This window comes from Pseudoalteromonas sp. APC 3250, from assembly GCF_030407915.1.
In the GTDB taxonomy this organism is placed as follows: Bacteria; Pseudomonadota; Gammaproteobacteria; order Enterobacterales; family Alteromonadaceae; genus Pseudoalteromonas; species Pseudoalteromonas tetraodonis.
In genome coordinates, this window is record NZ_JASDCM010000011.1 from 110,036 (window position 1) to 129,768 (window position 19,733).

General features: G+C 40.2%; 17 protein-coding genes. 7 read left to right on the top strand and 10 right to left on the bottom strand.

Annotated features, from left to right (window positions below):
* Window positions 1-105 precede the first annotated feature (105 nt).
* The 5 genes from QL986_RS12640 to tkt form a co-directional block, all read right to left on the bottom strand.
* Window positions 106-681 (bottom strand): hypothetical protein, encoded by a 576-nt coding sequence (locus QL986_RS12640; RefSeq protein ID WP_290191597.1) that lies wholly within the window; start codon window positions 679-681, stop codon window positions 106-108.
* Between the two features lie 236 nt (window positions 682-917).
* Window positions 918-2,150 (bottom strand): divalent metal cation transporter, encoded by a 1,233-nt coding sequence (locus tag QL986_RS12645; RefSeq protein WP_290191598.1) that lies wholly within the window; start codon window positions 2,148-2,150, stop codon window positions 918-920.
* A 142-nt stretch (window positions 2,151-2,292) separates the two neighbouring features.
* Window positions 2,293-2,649 (bottom strand): ribosome-associated translation inhibitor RaiA, encoded by a 357-nt coding sequence (gene raiA / locus QL986_RS12650; protein ID WP_008110321.1) that lies wholly within the window; start codon window positions 2,647-2,649, stop codon window positions 2,293-2,295.
* 190 nt (window positions 2,650-2,839) lie between these two features.
* Window positions 2,840-3,154, bottom strand: a complete 315-nt coding sequence (locus tag QL986_RS12655; protein WP_024602085.1) for a pyrimidine/purine nucleoside phosphorylase — start codon at window positions 3,152-3,154, stop codon at window positions 2,840-2,842.
* 1,282 nt (window positions 3,155-4,436) lie between these two features.
* Window positions 4,437-6,428, bottom strand: a complete 1,992-nt coding sequence (gene tkt, locus QL986_RS12660; RefSeq protein ID WP_290191599.1) for a transketolase — start codon at window positions 6,426-6,428, stop codon at window positions 4,437-4,439.
* Between the two features lie 265 nt (window positions 6,429-6,693).
* Between tkt and metK the strand changes: the two genes are divergently transcribed.
* From metK to serA, 5 genes are all read left to right on the top strand, one after another.
* On the top strand, window positions 6,694-7,845 hold the full coding sequence (gene metK / locus QL986_RS12665; RefSeq protein WP_010387726.1) for a methionine adenosyltransferase: 1,152 nt from the start codon (window positions 6,694-6,696) through the stop codon (window positions 7,843-7,845).
* Window positions 7,846-7,984: 139 nt separating this feature from the next.
* Window positions 7,985-8,530, top strand: a complete 546-nt coding sequence (locus tag QL986_RS12670) for a hypothetical protein (RefSeq protein ID WP_138686445.1) — start codon at window positions 7,985-7,987, stop codon at window positions 8,528-8,530.
* An 18-nt stretch (window positions 8,531-8,548) separates the two neighbouring features.
* Window positions 8,549-9,145 (top strand): 5-formyltetrahydrofolate cyclo-ligase, encoded by a 597-nt coding sequence (locus QL986_RS12675; protein WP_290191600.1) that lies wholly within the window; start codon window positions 8,549-8,551, stop codon window positions 9,143-9,145.
* A gap of 53 nt (window positions 9,146-9,198) precedes the next feature.
* Window positions 9,199-9,852, top strand: a complete 654-nt coding sequence (rpiA, locus tag QL986_RS12680; RefSeq protein ID WP_013465690.1) for a ribose-5-phosphate isomerase RpiA — start codon at window positions 9,199-9,201, stop codon at window positions 9,850-9,852.
* Window positions 9,853-9,861: 9 nt separating this feature from the next.
* Window positions 9,862-11,091, top strand: a complete 1,230-nt coding sequence (gene serA, locus QL986_RS12685; protein WP_028833921.1) for a phosphoglycerate dehydrogenase — start codon at window positions 9,862-9,864, stop codon at window positions 11,089-11,091.
* Window positions 11,092-11,183: 92 nt separating this feature from the next.
* Here the strand turns inward: serA and QL986_RS12690 are convergent, their stop codons facing one another.
* Window positions 11,184-12,116, bottom strand: a complete 933-nt coding sequence (locus tag QL986_RS12690; RefSeq protein WP_138686443.1) for a hypothetical protein — start codon at window positions 12,114-12,116, stop codon at window positions 11,184-11,186.
* Between the two features lie 85 nt (window positions 12,117-12,201).
* Window positions 12,202-13,587 (bottom strand): DNA repair protein RadA, encoded by a 1,386-nt coding sequence (radA, locus tag QL986_RS12695; protein ID WP_290191601.1) that lies wholly within the window; start codon window positions 13,585-13,587, stop codon window positions 12,202-12,204.
* Window positions 13,588-13,941: 354 nt separating this feature from the next.
* On the opposite strand from radA, the gene QL986_RS12700 reads away from it, so the two are divergent.
* Complete coding sequence (locus tag QL986_RS12700) at window positions 13,942-16,422, top strand: PilZ domain-containing protein (protein ID WP_290191602.1); 2,481 nt, start codon at window positions 13,942-13,944, stop codon at window positions 16,420-16,422.
* Here QL986_RS12700 and serB read toward each other — a convergent pair.
* On the bottom strand, window positions 16,419-17,444 hold the full coding sequence (gene serB, locus QL986_RS12705; RefSeq protein ID WP_290191603.1) for a phosphoserine phosphatase SerB: 1,026 nt from the start codon (window positions 17,442-17,444) through the stop codon (window positions 16,419-16,421). The genes QL986_RS12700 and serB overlap by 4 nt on opposite strands.
* A gap of 142 nt (window positions 17,445-17,586) precedes the next feature.
* Here serB and QL986_RS12710 point away from each other — a divergent pair, with 142 nt between their 5' ends.
* A complete protein-coding gene (locus QL986_RS12710; protein ID WP_024602098.1) occupies window positions 17,587-18,207 on the top strand; it encodes an AhpA/YtjB family protein in 621 nt (206 codons plus the stop codon).
* Here QL986_RS12710 and QL986_RS12715 read toward each other — a convergent pair.
* Both QL986_RS12715 and pdxH read right to left on the bottom strand, forming a co-directional pair.
* Complete coding sequence (locus QL986_RS12715) at window positions 18,174-18,941, bottom strand: TatD family hydrolase (protein WP_128583110.1); 768 nt, start codon at window positions 18,939-18,941, stop codon at window positions 18,174-18,176. The two genes, QL986_RS12710 and QL986_RS12715, sit on opposite strands and share 34 nt — an antisense overlap.
* A gap of 12 nt (window positions 18,942-18,953) precedes the next feature.
* On the bottom strand, window positions 18,954-19,592 hold the full coding sequence (pdxH, locus tag QL986_RS12720; RefSeq protein WP_024602100.1) for a pyridoxamine 5'-phosphate oxidase: 639 nt from the start codon (window positions 19,590-19,592) through the stop codon (window positions 18,954-18,956).
* Window positions 19,593-19,733: the final 141 nt, after the last annotated feature.

Here is a 19,733-nt window from a genome sequence, read left to right on the forward strand (position 1 = left end):
GAAACAATCCGACGCATCGCGTTAATGAACAACCGCATGTACCCACTTAGTTAAGATGGGGTAAGTAAAGCGATAAAAGAACTTAGTTAATGTATTTTAAGTAGTTCATACACTATATTTTTGATGGTATTCACTGAGCATGAATTCTAATTCCTTCTCGAAGACTTCAATGGATGGTTTTTTTCCACTTAACCGCTGCTTTAGCCATTCAAGTAATTCAATCCTTACTAAATAACCGTCTTCAATGCAGTAACTTGGGTCTGAAAGCCAAATTTTTGGAGCCCCTAGTGAAGCTCCTGAATACCAGTGACAAATGGAATAGCCTTCACTTTCAAGCTTATCACTAAGTTGCCAGCTGTAAATCCACCAGGTAATCAGAAATAGAGGGAAGCATCCTATAATAACAAACAGCCCCCTTCGCATCGATTTCTCTGATATATCACCATACATTCTTTGATAAATCCCGTAGATGAGTACAAAAAAAGCGGGCATCATAACTATCAAAGGAATTACTACAGGTTTAATTTTTAACGAAATTACATTTTCAGCAATAAGACTTAATGTGCTAATTTCTAATTCAAAGCTGTAGGCATAGAGAGTAATGATTAAACATAAAACGCCTATAGAAAACCACCCCTTTTTAGGGTTGGCAGGTGAGAGTTGATTAGCCGAACTTGCCATTTTAGTATCGTCTTCCTGAGTAAGGAATACCAAATAAGCGGTGTATAAACTCAATTGGATTGTTATCGTACATTTGCTCAGCCCTATCTAATTCATATTTTAACTAATTAGGATAAACATCATAATTTTTGACCGTCTTATCTTCGCTCGCTGAAGCCTATCGGGGTCTACAACAGTCGACATCTATGCAGAGGTTGTTTGATTTGTACCTTTCACCTCGAACCTCGAATATAAAATCACATCAACTTCCACACTACAAACGCAACAGCAAAACCAACCAAGTACACCAAGCCTAACCAGGTTAAGACACGCAAAAGTAGACTGTGTTTAATCGCAGGCTCTGATCGAACTAGGCTGAAGTTAAGCCATGCAAAAACGGGGGTAGTTACAAACGCAAGCGTCATGGCAAAGGTAAGCATCGGGCCAAGGGCTGATTTAAAAAATAAAATCACCGCCATACCAGCCAACGCTTGTAATATAAGCCACCTATTTAAACTGTGTTTTGATTGCTTAAAACCAAGTAATTTGTGTGATTCGTTAAGTGTACGTGCGTAGCCGTCAAGCACGGTGAGTGTGGTGCCAAACATACACAAAAACGCGATGGCTGATACCAAGGGCCTTGCCCACTCGCCTATTGTTAATGCGTACATATCAATAAGCTGCTTGGCAAACGCGACACCACCGAGCTCTATATTACTGCTTTGCCCATATTGCACTAACGCACCTAAACTAAAAAATACCAGCGCAAGCCCGGCGGTTAACCAATAACCTACATTAAAGTCGAATAAGCCTTGGCTTTTAGTCACACTTTGCTGAGTTTGTTTTTCTTTAAGCCACAACGAGCTCAGAGCCGAAATTTCAATAGGCGCTGGCATCCAGCCCATTAAAGCAACCATAAAGCCTAACATGGCAAGTTCATACGGTGAGGGACAAACATAGTTTACAGGCGCTACAGGGCCGTTATTTATAGCAATAACTAATGCGGTTATGGTTGCTATAGTAAGTAGCCCCATAATAGCTTTTGCAACGTTATCGAGCGCTTTAAAGTGCCCTAGTAATAATATAATTAAACACGCAGCCAATATTAACCAGCACAATAAGGTAACAGGAATACTAATAGGTAATGCGTAGTGTAATAAGCTCGCAGTAAGCAACAATACGCCCGCGGTATTTACCACAGCGGCAATAATATTGAGGGCAATAAAACTGTAAAAATAGCCAGGCCCTTGGCTTTTATACCCTTCGACTAAACTATTTTTAGTAGCGAGTGTGTACTCCATACCAAAACGAAAAAACGGGTACTTTAAAACGTTAACCACCACAATAAGCCAAAATAGCTGCCAGCCAAATAATGCGCCAGCTTGGGTCGATGCAACTAAGTGTGAGCCACCAATGGCAGCGGTGGCCATTAAAATACCTGGGCCGAGCGCCCCTAACCGAGACTTCCATGTGCTTTGTGTGTACTGCATTAACTTCTCAAATTTGGTGTGTTATGTGCTTTTATTATTAATTTTAATCATCAATAAACTGTGTGAATGCATAACTTACCTAATTTAAAGGCAATAAAAAAGAGCCCTTAGGCTCTTTTTAAAAATAACACATTGTTAGTTATTAATTTAAATCCATCTCTTGGATGATTTCGTGTGCTATTTCAGGAGTGGTACTTACAGGCTTTTCATGTAAGTTTGCTTTTATTTGCCCTTTACGATGCTTTAGTGCGGCATCGAGTTTTTTAGCTGCGCTTGAAATGGCTGGGTACATAACCTCGTTTTCCCCTTTAACTGATATTCGCGCACCTTCATAATTTGTACTAATTTCTGCTTGGAACTTGTGATGCTCTTTTGAAAGAATAATGTCGAGCGCTATCAATGATGGAAAATGACTCTCAATTTTAGAAAACTTTTCGTTAATGTGTTCTTTAATAGAATCAGTAACGTCAACATGGTGACCAGAAAGATTAATTTTCATAGGGTATCCTTTTTTATGTTACCTCACAGTTAGTATTGGGGGCTAAACGAATTAACACAAGAGAAAATAGCTAAATTTAGCAATTATTTATTACCCCACCTGATTTAGATCATTCATTTAGCATTAAGTATGCAAAAAGCCGCGTGATAGCGGCCTTTCAGAGGTGCTGATAATTTAACCATTCATGTAATTAATCTGTGTATGAACAGCAATAATCAGCAAAATCACTTACTTTTACATGGAAGCTGACATTAGCATCAACATTAAATGACTCACCCGCATTAAATGTTTTCCACTGTGTTTCACCTGGTAGTAACACATCCCACTGCCCTGCTAACAACTCCATACACTCTTTTTGGTTAGTATTAAACTCAAATTCACCGGGTTGCATAAAACCCAAGGTTTTCGCTTCACCATTTCCTAAAAGCACAGTTCGGCTTGATACTTTGCCATCAAAATATACATTGGCTTTTTTAACCACACTAACGTTGTCGAACTTTGGCATGTTAACTCCTGTTATTAATTTATAATTTTGTTACCTCCACAGTGCCTGATACACAAAAACCTTGCAAGTTAAGTGCTGTGAAAATTACTCATTTAGAAGCCAAAAGATTAAAAATGAACGACTTTATAGGAAATATGCTTCGAGCGACAGGCTGCGAGTTTCGAACAGAATTTTTAGTGATTTATGCACAAAGAGGGCTATGAGACGCTACGCTTTAGAGAAGTAATCAAACAACAAAATTGATTTTTTAATTTGGTTTTTGTATTGCCTCATTTTCTTCTCATTCGCTTCTCTGTGTTCAAATAAACTTTTAATGATTTATGCACAAAGAGGGCTATGAGACGCTGCGCTTTAGAGAAGTGATCAAACAACAAAATTGATTTTATAATTTGGATTTTGTATGGCCTCATTTTCTTCTCAATAGCTTCTCTGTGTTCAAATAGATTTTTAGTGATTTATGCATAAAGAGGGCTATGAGACGCTACGCTTTAGAGAAGTAATCAAACAGCTAAACTAATTTTTTAATTTGGTTTTTGTATGGCCTCATTTTCTTCTCATTCGCTTCTCTTTGTCCAAATAAACCTTTTAGTGATTATGCACAAATAGGGCTATGAGGCGCTTCGCTTTAGAGAAGTAATCAAACAACAAAATTGATTTTGTATGGCCTCATTTTCTTCTCAATCGCTTCTCTTTGTTCAAATAAGTTTTTAATAATTTGTGCACAAAGAGGGCTATGAAACGCTGCGCTTTAGAGAAGTGTTCAAACAACAAAATTGATTTTGTATGGCCTCATTTTCTTCACAATCGCTTCTCTGTGTTCAAATAGATTTTTAGTGATTTATACACAAAGAGGGCTATGAGACGCTACGCTTTAGAGAAGTAATCAAACAACAAAATTAATTTTGTAATTTGGATTTTGTATGGCCTCATTTTCTTCTCATTCCCTTCTCTGTGTTCAAATAGATTTTTAGTGATTTATGCATAAAGAGGGCTATGAGACGCTGCGCTTTAGAGAAGTGTTCAAACAACTATTTTTTATAATTTGGTTTTTATATTGCCTCATTCGCTTCTCTGTGTTCAAACAACTGTTTTTTATAATTTGGGTTTTGTATTACCTTATTTTCTTCTCAATCGCTTCTCTGTGTTCAAATAAGTTTTTAATGATTTATGCACAAAGAGGGCTATGAGACGCTGCGCTTTAGAGGAAGTGATAAAAGTACAACTCATAAAAAAGCCCGCCCTGTTTACACAGCGCGGGCTTTTAAAATACTAAAGTAATTAATTAAAACAATGCATTTGCTTTGTTAACGATGTTTTCTACGGTGAAGCCGAAGAATTCAAATAGCTCGTTAGCTGGAGCTGATTCACCAAAAGTAGTCATACCGACTACGGCGCCATTTAGACCTACGTACTTGTACCAGTAATCAGCAATACCCGCTTCAATCGCTACGCGACGTGAAACGCTTGCTGGTAATACGCTTTCTTTGTACTCAGGCGATTGATCTTCAAACGCATCAGTACATGGCATAGATACAACACGTACCTTTTTACCCTGCGCACGTAGCTCTTTCGCAGAATCTTGCGCTAGTTGTACTTCAGAGCCGGTAGCAATAAAAATAAGCTCTGGGTTGCCGTCACAACTTAGGATGTAACCACCCTTTTTAACGTCGCTTAATTGCTGTGCATCACGCGCTTGTTGCTCTAAGCCTTGGCGAGTAAAGATTAATGATGTAGGGCCGTCTTTACGTTCAATAGCTTGTTGCCATGCAATTGCCGACTCAACTTGGTCACATGGGCGCCAGTTGTAAAGGTTAGGCGTTAAACGCATGCTGGCAATTTGCTCTACTGGTTGGTGAGTTGGACCATCTTCACCTAAACCAATTGAATCGTGCGTGTATACAAAAATGCTTGGTTGCTTCATTAATGCAGCCATACGAACCGCGTTACGTGCGTATTCCATAAACATTAAGAACGTTGCACCGTAAGGGATAAAGCCTTTATGAAGTGCAATACCATTCATAATTGCCGACATACCAAACTCACGCACACCGTAGTAAACGTAGTTACCACTTGCATCGTCTGCCGTTAAGCCTTTAGAGCCATCCCAAATTGTTAAGTTTGAACCTGCTAAATCGGCAGAGCCACCCATAAACTCAGGTAGTAACGGACCAAACGCGTTTAATGCATTTTGCGATGCTTTACGTGATGCTGGGTTTGCTGGGTTTGCTTGTAACTGCTCAATATACGCTTGTGACTTTTCAGCCCAATCAGCTGGTAAATCTGAATTTGTACGGCGTTTGTATTCTGCTGCTAGCTCTGGGAATGCTTGCTCGTAGGCAGCAAATTTCTCATCCCAGCTTGCTTCAAGCTGTTGGCCTTTTTCTTTGTTATCCCACTGTGCATAAATGTCAGCAGGGATTTCAAATGCATCACCCGTCCAACCTAAGAACTCGCGAGATGCTTTAATTTCGTCATCACCTAGTGGTGCACCATGACAGTCGTGGCTACCTGATTTATTAGGTGAGCCATAACCAATCACTGTTTTACAACAAATTAGCGTTGGTTTGTCGGTCACGCTTTTGGCTTCGCTAATTGCAGCACTTACAGCATCGCTGTCGTGGCCATCAACGTCACTAATTACATGCCAGCCGTATGCTTTGAAACGTGCTGGTGTGTCATCGCTAAACCAGCCTTCAACTTCACCGTCGATTGAAATGCCGTTGTCATCCCAAAATGCCACTAACTTGCCTAGGCCTAATGTACCAGCTAGTGAGCATGCTTCATGAGAAATACCTTCCATTAAACAACCATCACCCATAAACGCATACGTGTGGTGATCAACAATGTCATGGCCTTCACGGTTAAACTGCGCTGCTAATGCTTTTTCAGCAATCGCCATACCTACCGCATTTGTGATCCCTTGACCTAATGGGCCCGTAGTGGTCTCAATTCCTGGCGCGTATCCATATTCTGGATGGCCTGGTGTTTTAGAATGCATTTGGCGGAAGTTTTTAATTTCGTCCAGTGGCAAGTCATAACCACTTAAATGCAGTAGAGAATAAATTAGCATTGAACCGTGACCATTTGAGAGTATAAATCGATCTCGGTCAGCCCACTCTGGATTTGTTGGGTTATGTTTTAGATAATCGCGCCATAATACTTCTGCGATATCAGCCATGCCCATAGGGGCTCCAGGGTGACCAGATTTGGCCTTTTGTACTGCGTCCATTGACAAGACGCGAATAGCATTTGCAAGTTCTTTGCGAGATGGCATGAATTCTCCTACCTTTATATGTATTTGCGCGGGTATTTATTTATCCCCATTCTTACTTATTGTGGGGGCTGTGTGCAATTAAAAACCCATAAAAATAGGGCATTATGAATATTTTTTAAGAACCATTTACTATTAGATATTTTATTTAGACGTCTAGGCGTAAAAAAACTATGCAAGTTCATTTGTTTTAGATAAAATACGCGCCTTAATTTTTTAGCGCTAATACCGACGTTTGTGAAGCGCAATATTTGTGAGCATAATTACAATGGCAAAACATTTATTTACTTCTGAATCTGTTTCTGAAGGTCATCCGGATAAAATCGCCGATCAAATTTCTGATGCGGTACTTGATGCTATCCTAGAGCAAGACTCTCATGCCCGTGTAGCGTGTGAAACTTACGTTAAAACCGGTATGGTTATGGTTGGTGGTGAAATCACGACTAGCGCATGGGTTGATATCGAAGAAATTACACGTAAAACAGTACGTGAAATTGGTTACACACACTCAGATATGGGCTTTGATGCCGATTCGTGTGCAATTTTAAACACGATTGGTAAACAGTCTCCTGACATTAACCAAGGTGTTGACCGTACAAGCCCTGAAGAGCAAGGCGCTGGCGACCAAGGCCTAATGTTTGGTTACGCATGTAACGAAACTGAAGTATTAATGCCTGCTCCAATTACTTATTCTCACCGTTTAGTACAACGCCAAGCACAAGTACGTAAAAGCGGCGAGCTTAACTGGTTGCGTCCAGATGCAAAATCACAGGTTACGTTTGCATACGAAAATGGCAAGCCAGTAGGCATTGATGCCGTTGTACTTTCTACTCAGCACAGTGAAGATGTATCGCAAAGTGATTTAGTAGAAGCGGTAATGGAAACGATTATTAAGCCAGTACTTCCTGCTGAGCTGATTACTAGTGCCACTAAATTCTTTATTAACCCAACGGGTCGTTTTGTAATTGGTGGACCAATGGGTGACTGTGGTTTAACTGGTCGCAAAATCATTGTAGATACTTACGGTGGCATGGCTCGTCATGGTGGTGGTGCTTTCTCTGGTAAAGATCCATCAAAAGTTGACCGCTCAGCGGCTTATGCTGCACGTTATGTTGCTAAAAACATTGTTGCTGCTGGCCTTGCTGACAAGTGTGAACTTCAGGTGTCTTATGCTATTGGTGTTGCAGAGCCAACATCTATCAGTGTTGAAACATTTGGCACAGGTAAATTAGAAGAAGCGCGTTTAATCGAACTTATTCGTGAACACTTTGACTTACGCCCTTACGGCCTAATTCAAATGCTTGATCTTGAGCGCCCTATTTATCTTCCAACAGCGGCTTACGGCCACTTTGGCCGTGATGAATTCCCATGGGAACGCACAGATAAAGCAGACGCACTTCGCGCAGCAGCTGGCCTGTAAGCCACCTAGCTAATATTAAAACGGCCCTTTTTAGGGCCGTTTTGCTATGTGTATTAAGTTAGTCATAAAACAGTCTCGAACTGTTTAACATTTTAGGTATATACTCTGCTTATACAATAAAGCGTGTTAGGGATAAAAAATGGCCGACAATTTTCGTGTTATATTTGTAGGACTTGCAGAAGGCGCAGACAGCCAAGCAGTGACCAATGCACTGACAGAAAAACTAAAAACCTCACCTGAAAAGGTGGCGGCATTTTTTAATGGCAAGCCGCTGTTTGCTCCTAGCAACAAAGAGAAAGCCCTTAAGCAAGCTAAGTTACTTTCAACGCTGGGGATCAAAAGCAAACTTCAGCAAACAGCCCCTACACAAGCTACTTCTCAAAAAGCGCACGATAGCCAGCGAGATCAGCGCTTATTTGATGCCCTAGATTACATTACTAGTAGCTTAATTCGTCTTGAAGAGAAACTTGAGGATCTTGAGCAACGTCTCCCCGAGGTTGAGTTATCACTGCCTGATGAAAATGACGAACCATGGCAAGATGACGATTTAATGCTAGATGAGCCACTCTCTACAACACCCAAAAAACGCAGTAACCTTGTTTTATATTCGCTGATTTCTACAGCCGTAATATTACTTATTGTGCTTGCTGTGTACTTATTATTTCCTAATTTATTCTCTTTTTAATCATGGTTTAGTTATTTAATGAGTAATAATCGCGCACAAATAAGACACGATATTCGTAAAGCACGTAATAACCTATCAAAAAACCAGCAAGAAATAGCGGCCCACTTGCTTAAAGTGAATTTTATTCAATATTTAAAAAGCATGAACTCGGCCAAAAAAAGCCATGTCGCGCTTTATTTAAGCAATGATGGCGAATTAGATACCTCATTGTTAATTAATGAATTATGGAGCATTGAACAGCATGTTTACTTACCTGTAATTCACCCTTTCAACGGGGCTAATTTACTATTTCAACGATATGAAAAAAACTCACCCATGAGAGCAAACCGCTATGGTATCTTGGAGCCTAAGCTGAACTGCTCTCAAATATGCCCATTGCCAGCGCTTGATTATCTACTTATGCCACTTGTTGCATTTGATAAATTTGGTAATCGCCTTGGAATGGGGGGTGGGTTTTACGATAGAACCTTGGCACGTTTACACGAAGAAAACTGGCAGCAACCACAACTTATTGGCCTAGCACACGAATGCCAACAAGTGGATAAGCTCCCAATTGATTCGTGGGATGTGCCTCTTAAAACTATTATTACACCCAATAAAACCTACTGTTGGTAACAATTAATCTTGTAAACTAACAGTCTATTTTTGACATAAATGAGCACATAGCAATGACACAAGATGAATTAAAAAAAGCAGCTGCATGGGCTGCACTGGAGTTTGTAAAAGAAAACACCATAGTAGGTGTTGGTACAGGCTCAACCGTTAATCATTTTATTGATGCTTTAGGCACAGTAAAAGACACCATTGTTGGTGCAGTATCTAGTTCAGAAGCGTCTACAGCACGTTTAAAAGAACTTGGTATAGAAGTATTTGAGCTAAATGATGTTGATGCTCTGGATGTATACGTTGATGGCGCAGATGAAATTAACGCTCTAAACGAAATGATTAAAGGCGGTGGTGCAGCGCTCACCCGTGAAAAAATAGTCGCGGCAGTGGCTAAACAGTTTGTGTGTATTGTTGATGACACCAAACTAGTCGATACCTTAGGGGATTTCCCACTGCCAGTTGAAGTTATTCCGATGGCGCGCAGCTATGTTGCCCGCGAATTATTAAAACTTGGCGGTGATCCTGTGTATCGCCAAGGTGTTGTAACCGATAACGGCAACGTTATTTTAGATGTACATAATTTAAAAATTACCCATGCTAAACAGCTTGAAACACAAATAAATCAAATTGTTGGCGTAGTCACCAACGGCCTATTTGCAGAGCGCGGTGCTGATAAAGTGATTATCGGCACAAAAAATGGGCCACAAATTAAATAGGATATGGTTATGAGTAAGGTATCGTTAGCAAAAGACAAAATTAAAATTCTCTTGCTTGAAGGTGTTCATCAAAGCGCTGTTGAAACGCTAAAACGTAACGGTTATAGCAATATCGACTACGTTAAAACATCGCTACCTGAGGACGAGCTTATTGAGCGCATTAAAGATGTGCACTTTGTAGGGCTGCGTTCTCGTACTCATATTAATGAATCGGTATTAAATGCAGCTGAAAAACTGGTTGCTATCGGTTGTTTTTGTATTGGTACCAACCAAGTAGATTTAAACGCAGCACGTGAACGCGGTATTGCAGTATTTAATGCCCCGTTTTCAAATACTCGCTCTGTAGCTGAGCTTGTACTAGGTGAAATACTGCTTTTATTACGTGGTATTCCACAGCGAAATGCCGCTGCGCACCGTGGTGGCTGGTTAAAAACAGCCAATGGCTCTTTTGAAGCGCGCGGTAAAACCTTAGGTATTATTGGCTACGGTCACATTGGTACTCAGTTGGGCATTATGGCTGAAAATATTGGTATGAACGTGGAGTATTACGACATTGAAGACAAACTGTCTTTAGGTAATGCGACACAAGTACATAACTTAACGCAGCTATTGCAACGCGCTGATATTATTAGCTTGCACGTACCTGAAACACCGCAAACTAAAAACCTGATTGGCACGGCTGAATTGGCGGTAATGAAGCAAGGCTCTATTTTAATTAACGCTTCACGTGGTACTGTCGTTGATATTGACGCCCTAGCAGAAGCGCTAACAGAGAAAAAACTCAGCGGCGCAGCAATTGACGTATTCCCAGTTGAACCTAAATCTAACGATGAAGAATTTATCTCGCCACTGCGTGAATTCGACAACGTTATTTTAACGCCGCATATAGGTGGTTCTACTCAAGAAGCACAAGAGAACATTGGTATTGAAGTAGCGGGTAAACTCGCTAAGTACTCAGATAACGGCTCAACTATTACTGCGGTTAACTTCCCTGAAGTATCATTGCCAGAGCTTGCTAATCGCAGCCGCCTGTTACACGTGCATCACAACCGCCCTGGCGTGCTAACGCAAATTAACCAAGCGTTTGCTCAGCACGGTATTAACATTGCCGCACAGTACTTACAAACCGATGAAGCAATTGGTTACGTGGTTATTGATGTAGACACAGATCACTCAGAAGTCGCACTTAAAGAGCTCAGTGCAGTTGAAGGTACAATTAGAGCGCGTATTCTTCACTAACTATCAGCTAAAATAATAAAAGCCGTAATTGAATAATCAAGTACGGCTTTTTTGTTTTAAATTGAATCCTGACGGCTTATAACTTACCGCTGTTATTTGCCTTTAACTTCTAAATTTATAAACTTAACCAGCTCTTCGGGTTGCCCTGCTAACATCATTAGTTGCTGATTCACTTCCATCATAGTTTTACCTTCAGGCAGTTTTGCTGACACACTAAACGAATTTAGTCCTTTAGCAAAATCAGTTAACGCCTTGGCTATTTCTTCGGTCACAGGTGCTTGTTGAAGCTGTTGATCAAGCATTGTTTGCATTTGCTCTAACGTCATACCTTGCTTTGCCAACTCGCTTTCTAATAAGCCTTTAAGATCACCTTGGTTATTAACAACTAAGCTAACATTACGTGGCTCTAGCTTACTCATTGCTTGCATAATCATTGTTTGCTGTTGTAGCTCTTGCTCATAAGTAAGCGGTGTATTACCTGCAGCTTGCTGAGCCTTACTGATTTCAAGTGAAGCATCCATAAGCGCTTTAGAGTTAGCAAGCCCCATGTCCATATCAATACTGGCAATATCATTAGCTTGCAGCTTAACAACAATATCACTGTTACCTGATTGCTCATCGTAATCTAATGAAGAGTGTAAATCATAACTGGCTGAGGCAAGTTGTGTATTTGTATCTGCAGGCAGTGTATCGACAAAGCTTTTATCAAATTGGAAGTTTTTTAACGTAAAAGCAGTATGTGGCGATATTTTATCGGTTTCGTAGCCTGTCACTTCAACATGCTCAACCGTGGCAATTTTATCGCCCTCAGGGCTAGTCACTTCAATATTACTAATGGCAACACTGTTTGAAATAACACTCGCCGATAGCTCTGCGTAGTTAAAACTAGCACCTGTTTGTTCGCTGACCAAGGCCAACTGTTTATCAACCTCAGCACGTACCTCTTGTGTTGCAACATAGTTTGCATAGCTTACGCCACCCACACCTGCAGCAATAATCGCGGCTGCAATCACTAATTTTTTCATGTCATTTCCTTATTAAACTCTTTATATAAGTGGCTTTAAGCAAGACTAACATTGAGAACATGCATCGTTAAGCACTTTTTGTTTGCTAGTTAATTAAACTCAGTAGCTCATGCACTGTTTTAACTGGCGTTATTTTAGCACCCAGCCCTTCCATCGATTTATGGTAGTTACGAAATGGGATAAATATTTCAGTAAACCCATGTTGCGCCGCTTCTTTAACACGGGGTACACCACTGTCGATTGGACGCACATCACCGTTTAAACTTAGCTCCCCCATAATACAGGTGGTTCGAGGTACAACAAACTCGTTCAAACTACTTAAAAGTGCAGTAACAAGCGCTAAATCAATACAGGTTTCTGATTCATCAATTTTTAGACCACCCACAATATTAAAAAACGTATCGTGAAATATTTTAGTTTTAGTGTGTTTACGTAAAATACCAGTGAGCATTTTAATCCGGTTCATATTTAAACCAACACATACTCGCTGTGGAAATTCTGCTTCTGTTTCAGTGGTTAAACATTGAATTTCGAGTAGTAAATTACGATTACCTTTACGAATACAGGTAATCGTCGACCCCGGTGATTCAGTGGTTGAACCGGATAAGAAAATTTCGCTGGGGTTATCCACACTGAGCATACCGCGTTCACACATTTTAAAAATGCCCACAGTATCTATATCACCAAAGCGGTTTTTATTAGCACGCAGCGTACGCACTTGACCATCGTTGGTATCAATATGTAACAGTGCATCAACAATATGCACTAATGTTTGCGGGCCAGCTATTTCATTATTTTTATTTACGTGAGCAATAATGAACATAGTGACATCGTTTTGCTTACAATATTGGGTTAGCGCTTGAGCGGCACTTTTTACTTGCGAGGGTGAGCCAGGGCTACCATTAGCGGTGTCGGTGACCACGGCTTGAATAGAGTCGATAACGGCAAACTTAATTTTGTTTTTATCCAGCTCTTCAATAATGGTTTCAACACTGGTTTCAGAAAGTAAATAGAGCTCATCTTCGTTATAGTTAAGTTTTAAACGGTTTACTCGGTTTTTAAACTGCGACAAAGACTCCTCAGCAGTACAATAAAGCGATGGCATGCGCTGAGACATTCTTGCCACTAAATCCGATAGTAGCGTGGTTTTACCCGCCCCCGGATCGCCAGAAATAATATTAACCGAGCCGGTGGTTACACCGCCGCTTAGTACACGGTCAAGTTCGCCAATTTCAGTAAGCTGTTTTTCTGCCTCTGAGGTTGCTACTTCATTAATTTTTTTAGAGCCACCGCCAATACCACCGGCGTAGCCACCGACACTTGCACGAGCTGCTACTTTTTTGCTTTGCCCTGCAGAAGGTTTAAACTCTGCTAATGTGTTCCACGCACCGCAGCGACACTGACCTTGCCAGCGTTGATAGCTCATGCCACATTCTGTACAAACAAACTCTACTTTTGCCGCTTTAGCCATTTAAAACCTTACCTACTATTCTTTATTTTGAAATATTGACTGTTAAGCGCTTATTTTGCCATTGCTGGCTTTACCTTAGCAACAACGCCTTGTGGAATAGCGCATTTAGTATCACACTCACACTATACTGGTGCCGTTTTACTGAACCTGCTTTAGGGCATGCTTCTTGCTTTAAAAAGCTTATAAAAACATGCCAATTAATTGGCTCATAACGAATAACAATAAACACAAAGTATAGTTACGCATAATATCGTGGTCGCATTTAACTACTTTTCGATATTAGATTTATTTAATTCTCTAATAAATGATTGCAACAGTATACCTACTTTTAAATTAGACGGTGATGATTTATAAATGGCTGAAGACGTATTGCTCAAGCATGAAGCGCTTGTAAATGAATTAAAACAGTATTTGGGAAATGCTAAGTTTGATCTCATTTTCAAGTCAAAAACCGCCGAGTTAAGCAAACCCGAGCAGTTTTTAATAAAAATGGAAATGTCGCGTTTATCTCAGCCGATAGACCGCTTTATTGATCTGCGTGGCTCAGTAACCGGCCAAGTAAAACCATATGAGCATAACGGTAAACAACACTTTATGGATGACACCGCCATTGAAGTATTCGAAGCATCAATAAAACAACATAAAGGCTACACCCTTGCCGTGTACGAAGCGGTAATGAATACCGAAAATAATTATCGTGTATTACAGCAAAAATCAACGACCACCCCAGCTAAAATAATTGAACCATTACCCGAACTACCCACCGATGTAATTAAGTTTGCGGCTTATGAAAGTCGTAGCGAAGAGCGAATGAATTACTCAATTAAAATTACTATTGAGTACGATGAGCAAACAAAAATTGAAGCAAGTACTTCTGATATTTCACTCAGTGGCTGTAAAATTAAGTTGGCATCCCGCTATAACTTAAAAAAAGGTCAGCTTATTGTTATGCACTTAGTTGGCCTTGAACAAGATTTTGAGCTTGGGTTAAAAAATGGGATTGAATACGAAGTGGTTGCGATAGAAAACACCTCGGATGAATTTAATCATATTCGCTTAAAACGCACATTTAAAGAAAACAACACCGCGTTTGACCATTTTTTAGAAAGCTTTATTCACGGCAATAAACGCCGCTACAAAGTGAACTTAGATAACACCCTCGATGCAGTTATTTCTAAAGGATACGAGCAATATTACATTCCTAGGGTCAATTCGCTATACGTTTTTATAAGCCAAAAAAACGGTGTTTATTATCCAAGCTTAAGTTTAACTACAGAAAACAGCCTGTTTATTCAGCGTTACTTTACCGATGAGCGCAAAGTATCTTGCCTATACAGTGTGTTAAACCATAAGCGTATTCGTACCTTGGCACTAAAACCTGTTGCTGTAAAAGAGGAATATTTATATACCTTTACCCATGTCTCTGCAGGGAAAATTTACTACTATTCAGCCACTCGTTCAGAGCTTGAGCAACATGCACAATTAAAAGCGTTATTTTTTGGTTTTGGTAGTCGAAGAGACAGTTGGCGCTGCTTTAAATTACAATTGATGCCAAGCCATACTGAAGATGCTTATATTCCTTTATCTTTACCTAACTCTTTGGGTAAGGATATTGAGAAACTTAATAAACCGCCTTCACCACGTGTTGAAGGCGCCATAAAAGACGTAAAATATTTAATGCTACTTACTCAAGTAGGTAATAAGCATGAACAACAGCATTATCAACAGTATGAATTTGATAAAGCCTTGGCCAATAAATTGAAATTGTTTGGCCACAGTAAGCATGCATCACCGCCGGAGCTAAATACCGTGCCGTTAGAGTACGTGAACCTTCGTTCTAATAAGCGTTACCTTTATAAAACCAGCGTCGTTATTAACACCCGTGACTCAGTACTGCATGGCCATACTCGGGACTTTTCAGTCTTTGGTTTACAGCTAGAGTGTAATCAAGAAGTAAACTTTAAAAAAGGCGATATCGTGTCGCTGTCATTCCCTGATTTACAAAAAATCACCAAAAGTTATTCATTAAGTCTTATTCAATATGAAGTGATGGCGGTAAGTAAATCGTTAACTACGATTAATTTAAAAGCACATGTAGAGAAAAAGTCGCCTCATACTGGGGTCGATTTTTTTACTCTTTTAATTGACAGCAATAAACAAAAATTAAAAATAGCAGAAGAGTCACCTAAAGTACCTGGGCTTTCTACAGCACTTAGAAATATGGTAACCAAAACACTTTGCCAGTTCCCAATATACTTACATAAATCAATGGCTCACTTTGAAATTGGCGCTATGGGATTTGGTTTATATCCAAGCCCTCTGCATGTTATTTTACAAAATTTTTCACTGCTAAATACTAAAACAGACTTATCAAATATTATTACTAAAGCGCACATTGCTGATGTGATCACCCCGAATATTAAAGAGCGCTCTCGCCAAGACTCGCCATTAGAATTTAGTTTGGTGATTAACTTCGATCCTAAAAAAGAAAATATAGCCGATGCAATTACCAGTCAGTGTATTTTAGGCACCGACTGCAGCGAGTTTAAACAGCAAGTAAGTAAAGGGCTGAAGTCTGAGCTGGTTTTTATAATGCGTTTATATATTTCACGTACTGGTCGACTCGATACTGACTACTTAGCAAATGAGCTAAAATACGTTAGCCAATACGCAATTCACAAGGCTAAAGACTTAGAGGATGCCTTGTGGTCAGTATCGGGAGTTGGCGATATTATTGATGTAAGTGACGAAGCCCTTGTACATTTATCGCTCAACCAACAACAGGTTGAGCAAATGTCTAGGCGAAAACTAATTTGGTTAAACCGTTTACGTTAACCCTGTGATGGATTTAGCGGAACCGCCAACATATACAGCAATTGTAATAACGAGCCTTGGCAAATAGCCGCTTGGGCTTGTTCAACTACTTTAGGTTTGCCATGCACAGCAACGCCTAATCCTGCTTGAGCCATCATTTTTAAATCATTTGCGCCATCACCAATGGCAACAGTTTGCTCCTTTTTAAGCTGAAGCTTTTGTTGAAGCGATTCTAAAATAACCGCTTTTTGCTCAGCATCAACAATGCCTCCTAACACCTTACCTGTTAGTTTATCGTCTTTAAATTCCAGCACATTGGCATGCACTTCATCTAAATTAATTAACTCTTGTACACGCTCTGCAAACGGCACAAACCCGCCTGATGCAATGGCTAAATACCATTGGTGGTGCTTTAAAATTTGGCACAATGCTTTAATACCCGGCATTAAAGGCAGTGCACTTTTTAGATCATCAATTAAGCTTTTTTCAATCCCTTTTAGCTTGGCAACGCGTTGGTTTAAACTCTCACTAAAATCAAGCTTACCTGCCATTGCCTGCGCGGTCACACTGGCAACCTCGTCATATACATTGGCTAAACGCGCAATTTCATCAATGCACTCAATAGTAATGGCTGTTGAATCCATATCCATTACCAATAATCCTGGTTTTTTTAAATTAGGGGGATTGGTTACTTGCACTAACTGACACGTCAAGGTATTTGCAAAAGTTTGAAGTTCAAGTGGGTTTATTGCCTGCTCTGTATTTTCTATATAAAAACATAATGCCGGAGATAACCCTAAATCTGGCTGGTATTGGCACATTGCTGTCACGTTTTGCTGATGAGTGGCAAAAAATTCAATCATGCTATTAATATGCGCCATACTAAAATCGCCTGCAAATGCGATACTAAAAAGCCCTCGTTCTCTGCTTGGAATTGTATTTAAAGGTGCAAATACGCCCTTTTGATAGCTGAACCATTTATTTAGGGTAAGTTGTGATAATGGTTGCTCAGCGCTGTGCTGTGCCATGTTCGCGTTCGACATGGGATCTCCGTTTATATTTCCTGACATTTAGCGCATTGATGATAAGGATATAAGATACAAAATTCGCCATCAGGGTGGATTTAAGGTTATAGTGTAGTTGTAACATCAAATCAAAATGCTGTCAGCAGCATATACGGTGACTATGAAAAATAACCATCTTAAAAATCCACTTACAGCCTCGCAAAAAAAGCGTTTAGTCCGTTTGCTATTGGCCGCTGGCTGCTTTGTATTATTAAGCTGGGTGGGTATAAATAGTAGCTTTCAAAGTCATCAACTGCTTTACGATAATGCCAATAGCGCAGCTAAATCTCTCACTCAGTTTATGGCACTGAATGCTAAAAATCCGCTGATAGAAAAAAACAAATCGCAACTGACCACCTTATGCAACAATATCAGTAAAGATGAATTTGTACTCTCGGCCACTATTTATGACAAACAAGGTGTGGTACTTGCGAGCAGCGATAATTGGCAATCGCATCATGTGTATGGCTTATTACCTGACTCATCACCGGGTATTAGTAAGTTAAAAACGCCTTTTGTTGAGCAAGTTATTTCAGACGACAACCGCCCGATTGGCTTTGTATCTATTACCTATTTAACCCGTGCTGCGGTATCGGCTAGCCATAATCATTTTCATGATTTAGGTCGCCAAGTGCTACTTATGTTAGTGATTGCCTGTATTTTTACTTGGCAATTAGGCCGAGGATTAAAGCGCTGGCAAGTAAATCGTTATATACAAAAAACGTCTGAGCATGAATCATAAAGCTGCTCAGCTAATTGAAATTTATCGCTATTTGGTTTTAAACCATAAAGCGCATCAAATACGTTAGGAATATGCAGTGGGGTATTTATCTCCCCTTGATAACCACTTAGCGGCATTGAAGGTGAGTCAGTTTCAAGCACTAAATGCTGCGGCTCAAGCTTTGCTATAACCGCACGTGTTTTAGCTGCACGCTCGTAAGTTATAACCCCACCGACTCCAAGTTTAAAACCCTGCTTTATATAATAGTGCGCTTGTTGAATTGAGCCTGAAAAAGCATGGATCACACCGCCGTTTTTTGGCCTACAACGCTTAAACGACTGCGCAATTAAATCATGGCTTTGCCTGTGATGAACAATTAGCGGTAAATCAAGCTCATTAGCAAGCGCTATTTGCTGCTCAAACAAAAAGGTTTGTTTTTCAAGATTGGAAATACTGCGATCGAGCCCGCACTCACCAATAGCCACCAGCTGTGTTTTATTTGCCTTAGCAAAATTAAATAATGACTCTAAATGTGATTGTTGGTGTTGCTCTAAAAAATAAGGATGCAGCCCTGCCGCTATGCTGACTTGTGGGTAGGTTGCTTTAAACTCTAGTAGGTTTTGAGATTGCGCCAAGCTAATACCTGGCACAATAAATTGGCTAACGCCCTTTGCTACACAGGCATTAATAAGTGATTCGCGGTTTGCATCAAACTCACTAAAATCAAGATGGCAATGCGAGTCTATAAACTTCAAAAAACTAGCCCACTACGGATTTAAGCGCGTTATTTGCCAGCTATTATCTGCCTGACGCTGATACATAAAGCGATCATGTAGACGGTGAGCTCCGCCTTGCCAAAACTCGATTTTTTGCGGCACAACACAATATCCGCCCCAAAAATCAGGGAGTGGTATTTCACCTTTGGCAAACTTGTTTTTCATATTGGCAAAGGTTTCCATTAACACTTTGCGCGACGACACCGGGCGGCTTTGTTGCGACGCCCAAGCGGCTAATTGACTTTCTTTTGGACGTGATAAGAAGTACTTAGCCACGGCTGACGTTGGAAGCGGCTGCGCCTCACCATACACAATTACTTGGCGCTCCATGTGGTGCCATGGAAAGTGCAAGGAAATTTTATTATTGCCTTTAAGCTCTTGTGCTTTTCGTGAACCGGTATTAGTAAAAAACACAAAACCGTTATCATCTAAATGCTTTAGCAGCACAATACGCTGTGAAGGCTGACCGGTGTCATCAACCGTAGCGACCACCATTGCTGTAGGGTCGGGCAAGTTACTAGCAACAGCGTGCTCAAGCCAGGTTTCAAACTGCTTAAACGGATCATCAAGCAAGTTGTCTTCACTGAGTGCATCTTGCAGGTATTCACGACGAATATCTTCGAGTTTCATATCAAATCCTTCTAAAGAGCTATCAGCTATCAGCTATCAGCTATCAGCTATCAGCTATCAGCTATCAGCTATCAGCTATCAGCTATCAGCTATCAGCTATCAGCTATCAGCTATCAGCTATCAGCTATCAGCTATCAGCTA

Coding starts and splice junctions, on each gene's coding strand:
- radA (WP_290191601.1), bottom strand. CDS start 13,587: ATGGCTAAAGCGGCAAAAGTAGAGTTTGTTTGTACAGAATGTGGCATG.
- QL986_RS12690 (WP_138686443.1), bottom strand. CDS start 12,116: ATGAAAAAATTAGTGATTGCAGCCGCGATTATTGCTGCAGGTGTGGGT.
- serA (WP_028833921.1), top strand. CDS start 9,862: ATGAGTAAGGTATCGTTAGCAAAAGACAAAATTAAAATTCTCTTGCTT.
- QL986_RS12655 (WP_024602085.1), bottom strand. CDS start 3,154: ATGCCAAAGTTCGACAACGTTAGTGTGGTTAAAAAAGCCAATGTATAT.
- QL986_RS12645 (WP_290191598.1), bottom strand. CDS start 2,150: ATGCAGTACACACAAAGCACATGGAAGTCTCGGTTAGGGGCGCTCGGC.
- metK (WP_010387726.1), top strand. CDS start 6,694: ATGGCAAAACATTTATTTACTTCTGAATCTGTTTCTGAAGGTCATCCG.
- tkt (WP_290191599.1), bottom strand. CDS start 6,428: ATGCCATCTCGCAAAGAACTTGCAAATGCTATTCGCGTCTTGTCAATG.
- rpiA (WP_013465690.1), top strand. CDS start 9,199: ATGACACAAGATGAATTAAAAAAAGCAGCTGCATGGGCTGCACTGGAG.
- QL986_RS12670 (WP_138686445.1), top strand. CDS start 7,985: ATGGCCGACAATTTTCGTGTTATATTTGTAGGACTTGCAGAAGGCGCA.
- QL986_RS12640 (WP_290191597.1), bottom strand. CDS start 681: ATGGCAAGTTCGGCTAATCAACTCTCACCTGCCAACCCTAAAAAGGGG.
- QL986_RS12710 (WP_024602098.1), top strand. CDS start 17,587: ATGAAAAATAACCATCTTAAAAATCCACTTACAGCCTCGCAAAAAAAG.
- serB (WP_290191603.1), bottom strand. CDS start 17,444: ATGTCGAACGCGAACATGGCACAGCACAGCGCTGAGCAACCATTATCA.
- pdxH (WP_024602100.1), bottom strand. CDS start 19,592: ATGAAACTCGAAGATATTCGTCGTGAATACCTGCAAGATGCACTCAGT.
- raiA (WP_008110321.1), bottom strand. CDS start 2,649: ATGAAAATTAATCTTTCTGGTCACCATGTTGACGTTACTGATTCTATT.
- QL986_RS12675 (WP_290191600.1), top strand. CDS start 8,549: ATGAGTAATAATCGCGCACAAATAAGACACGATATTCGTAAAGCACGT.
- QL986_RS12700 (WP_290191602.1), top strand. CDS start 13,942: ATGGCTGAAGACGTATTGCTCAAGCATGAAGCGCTTGTAAATGAATTA.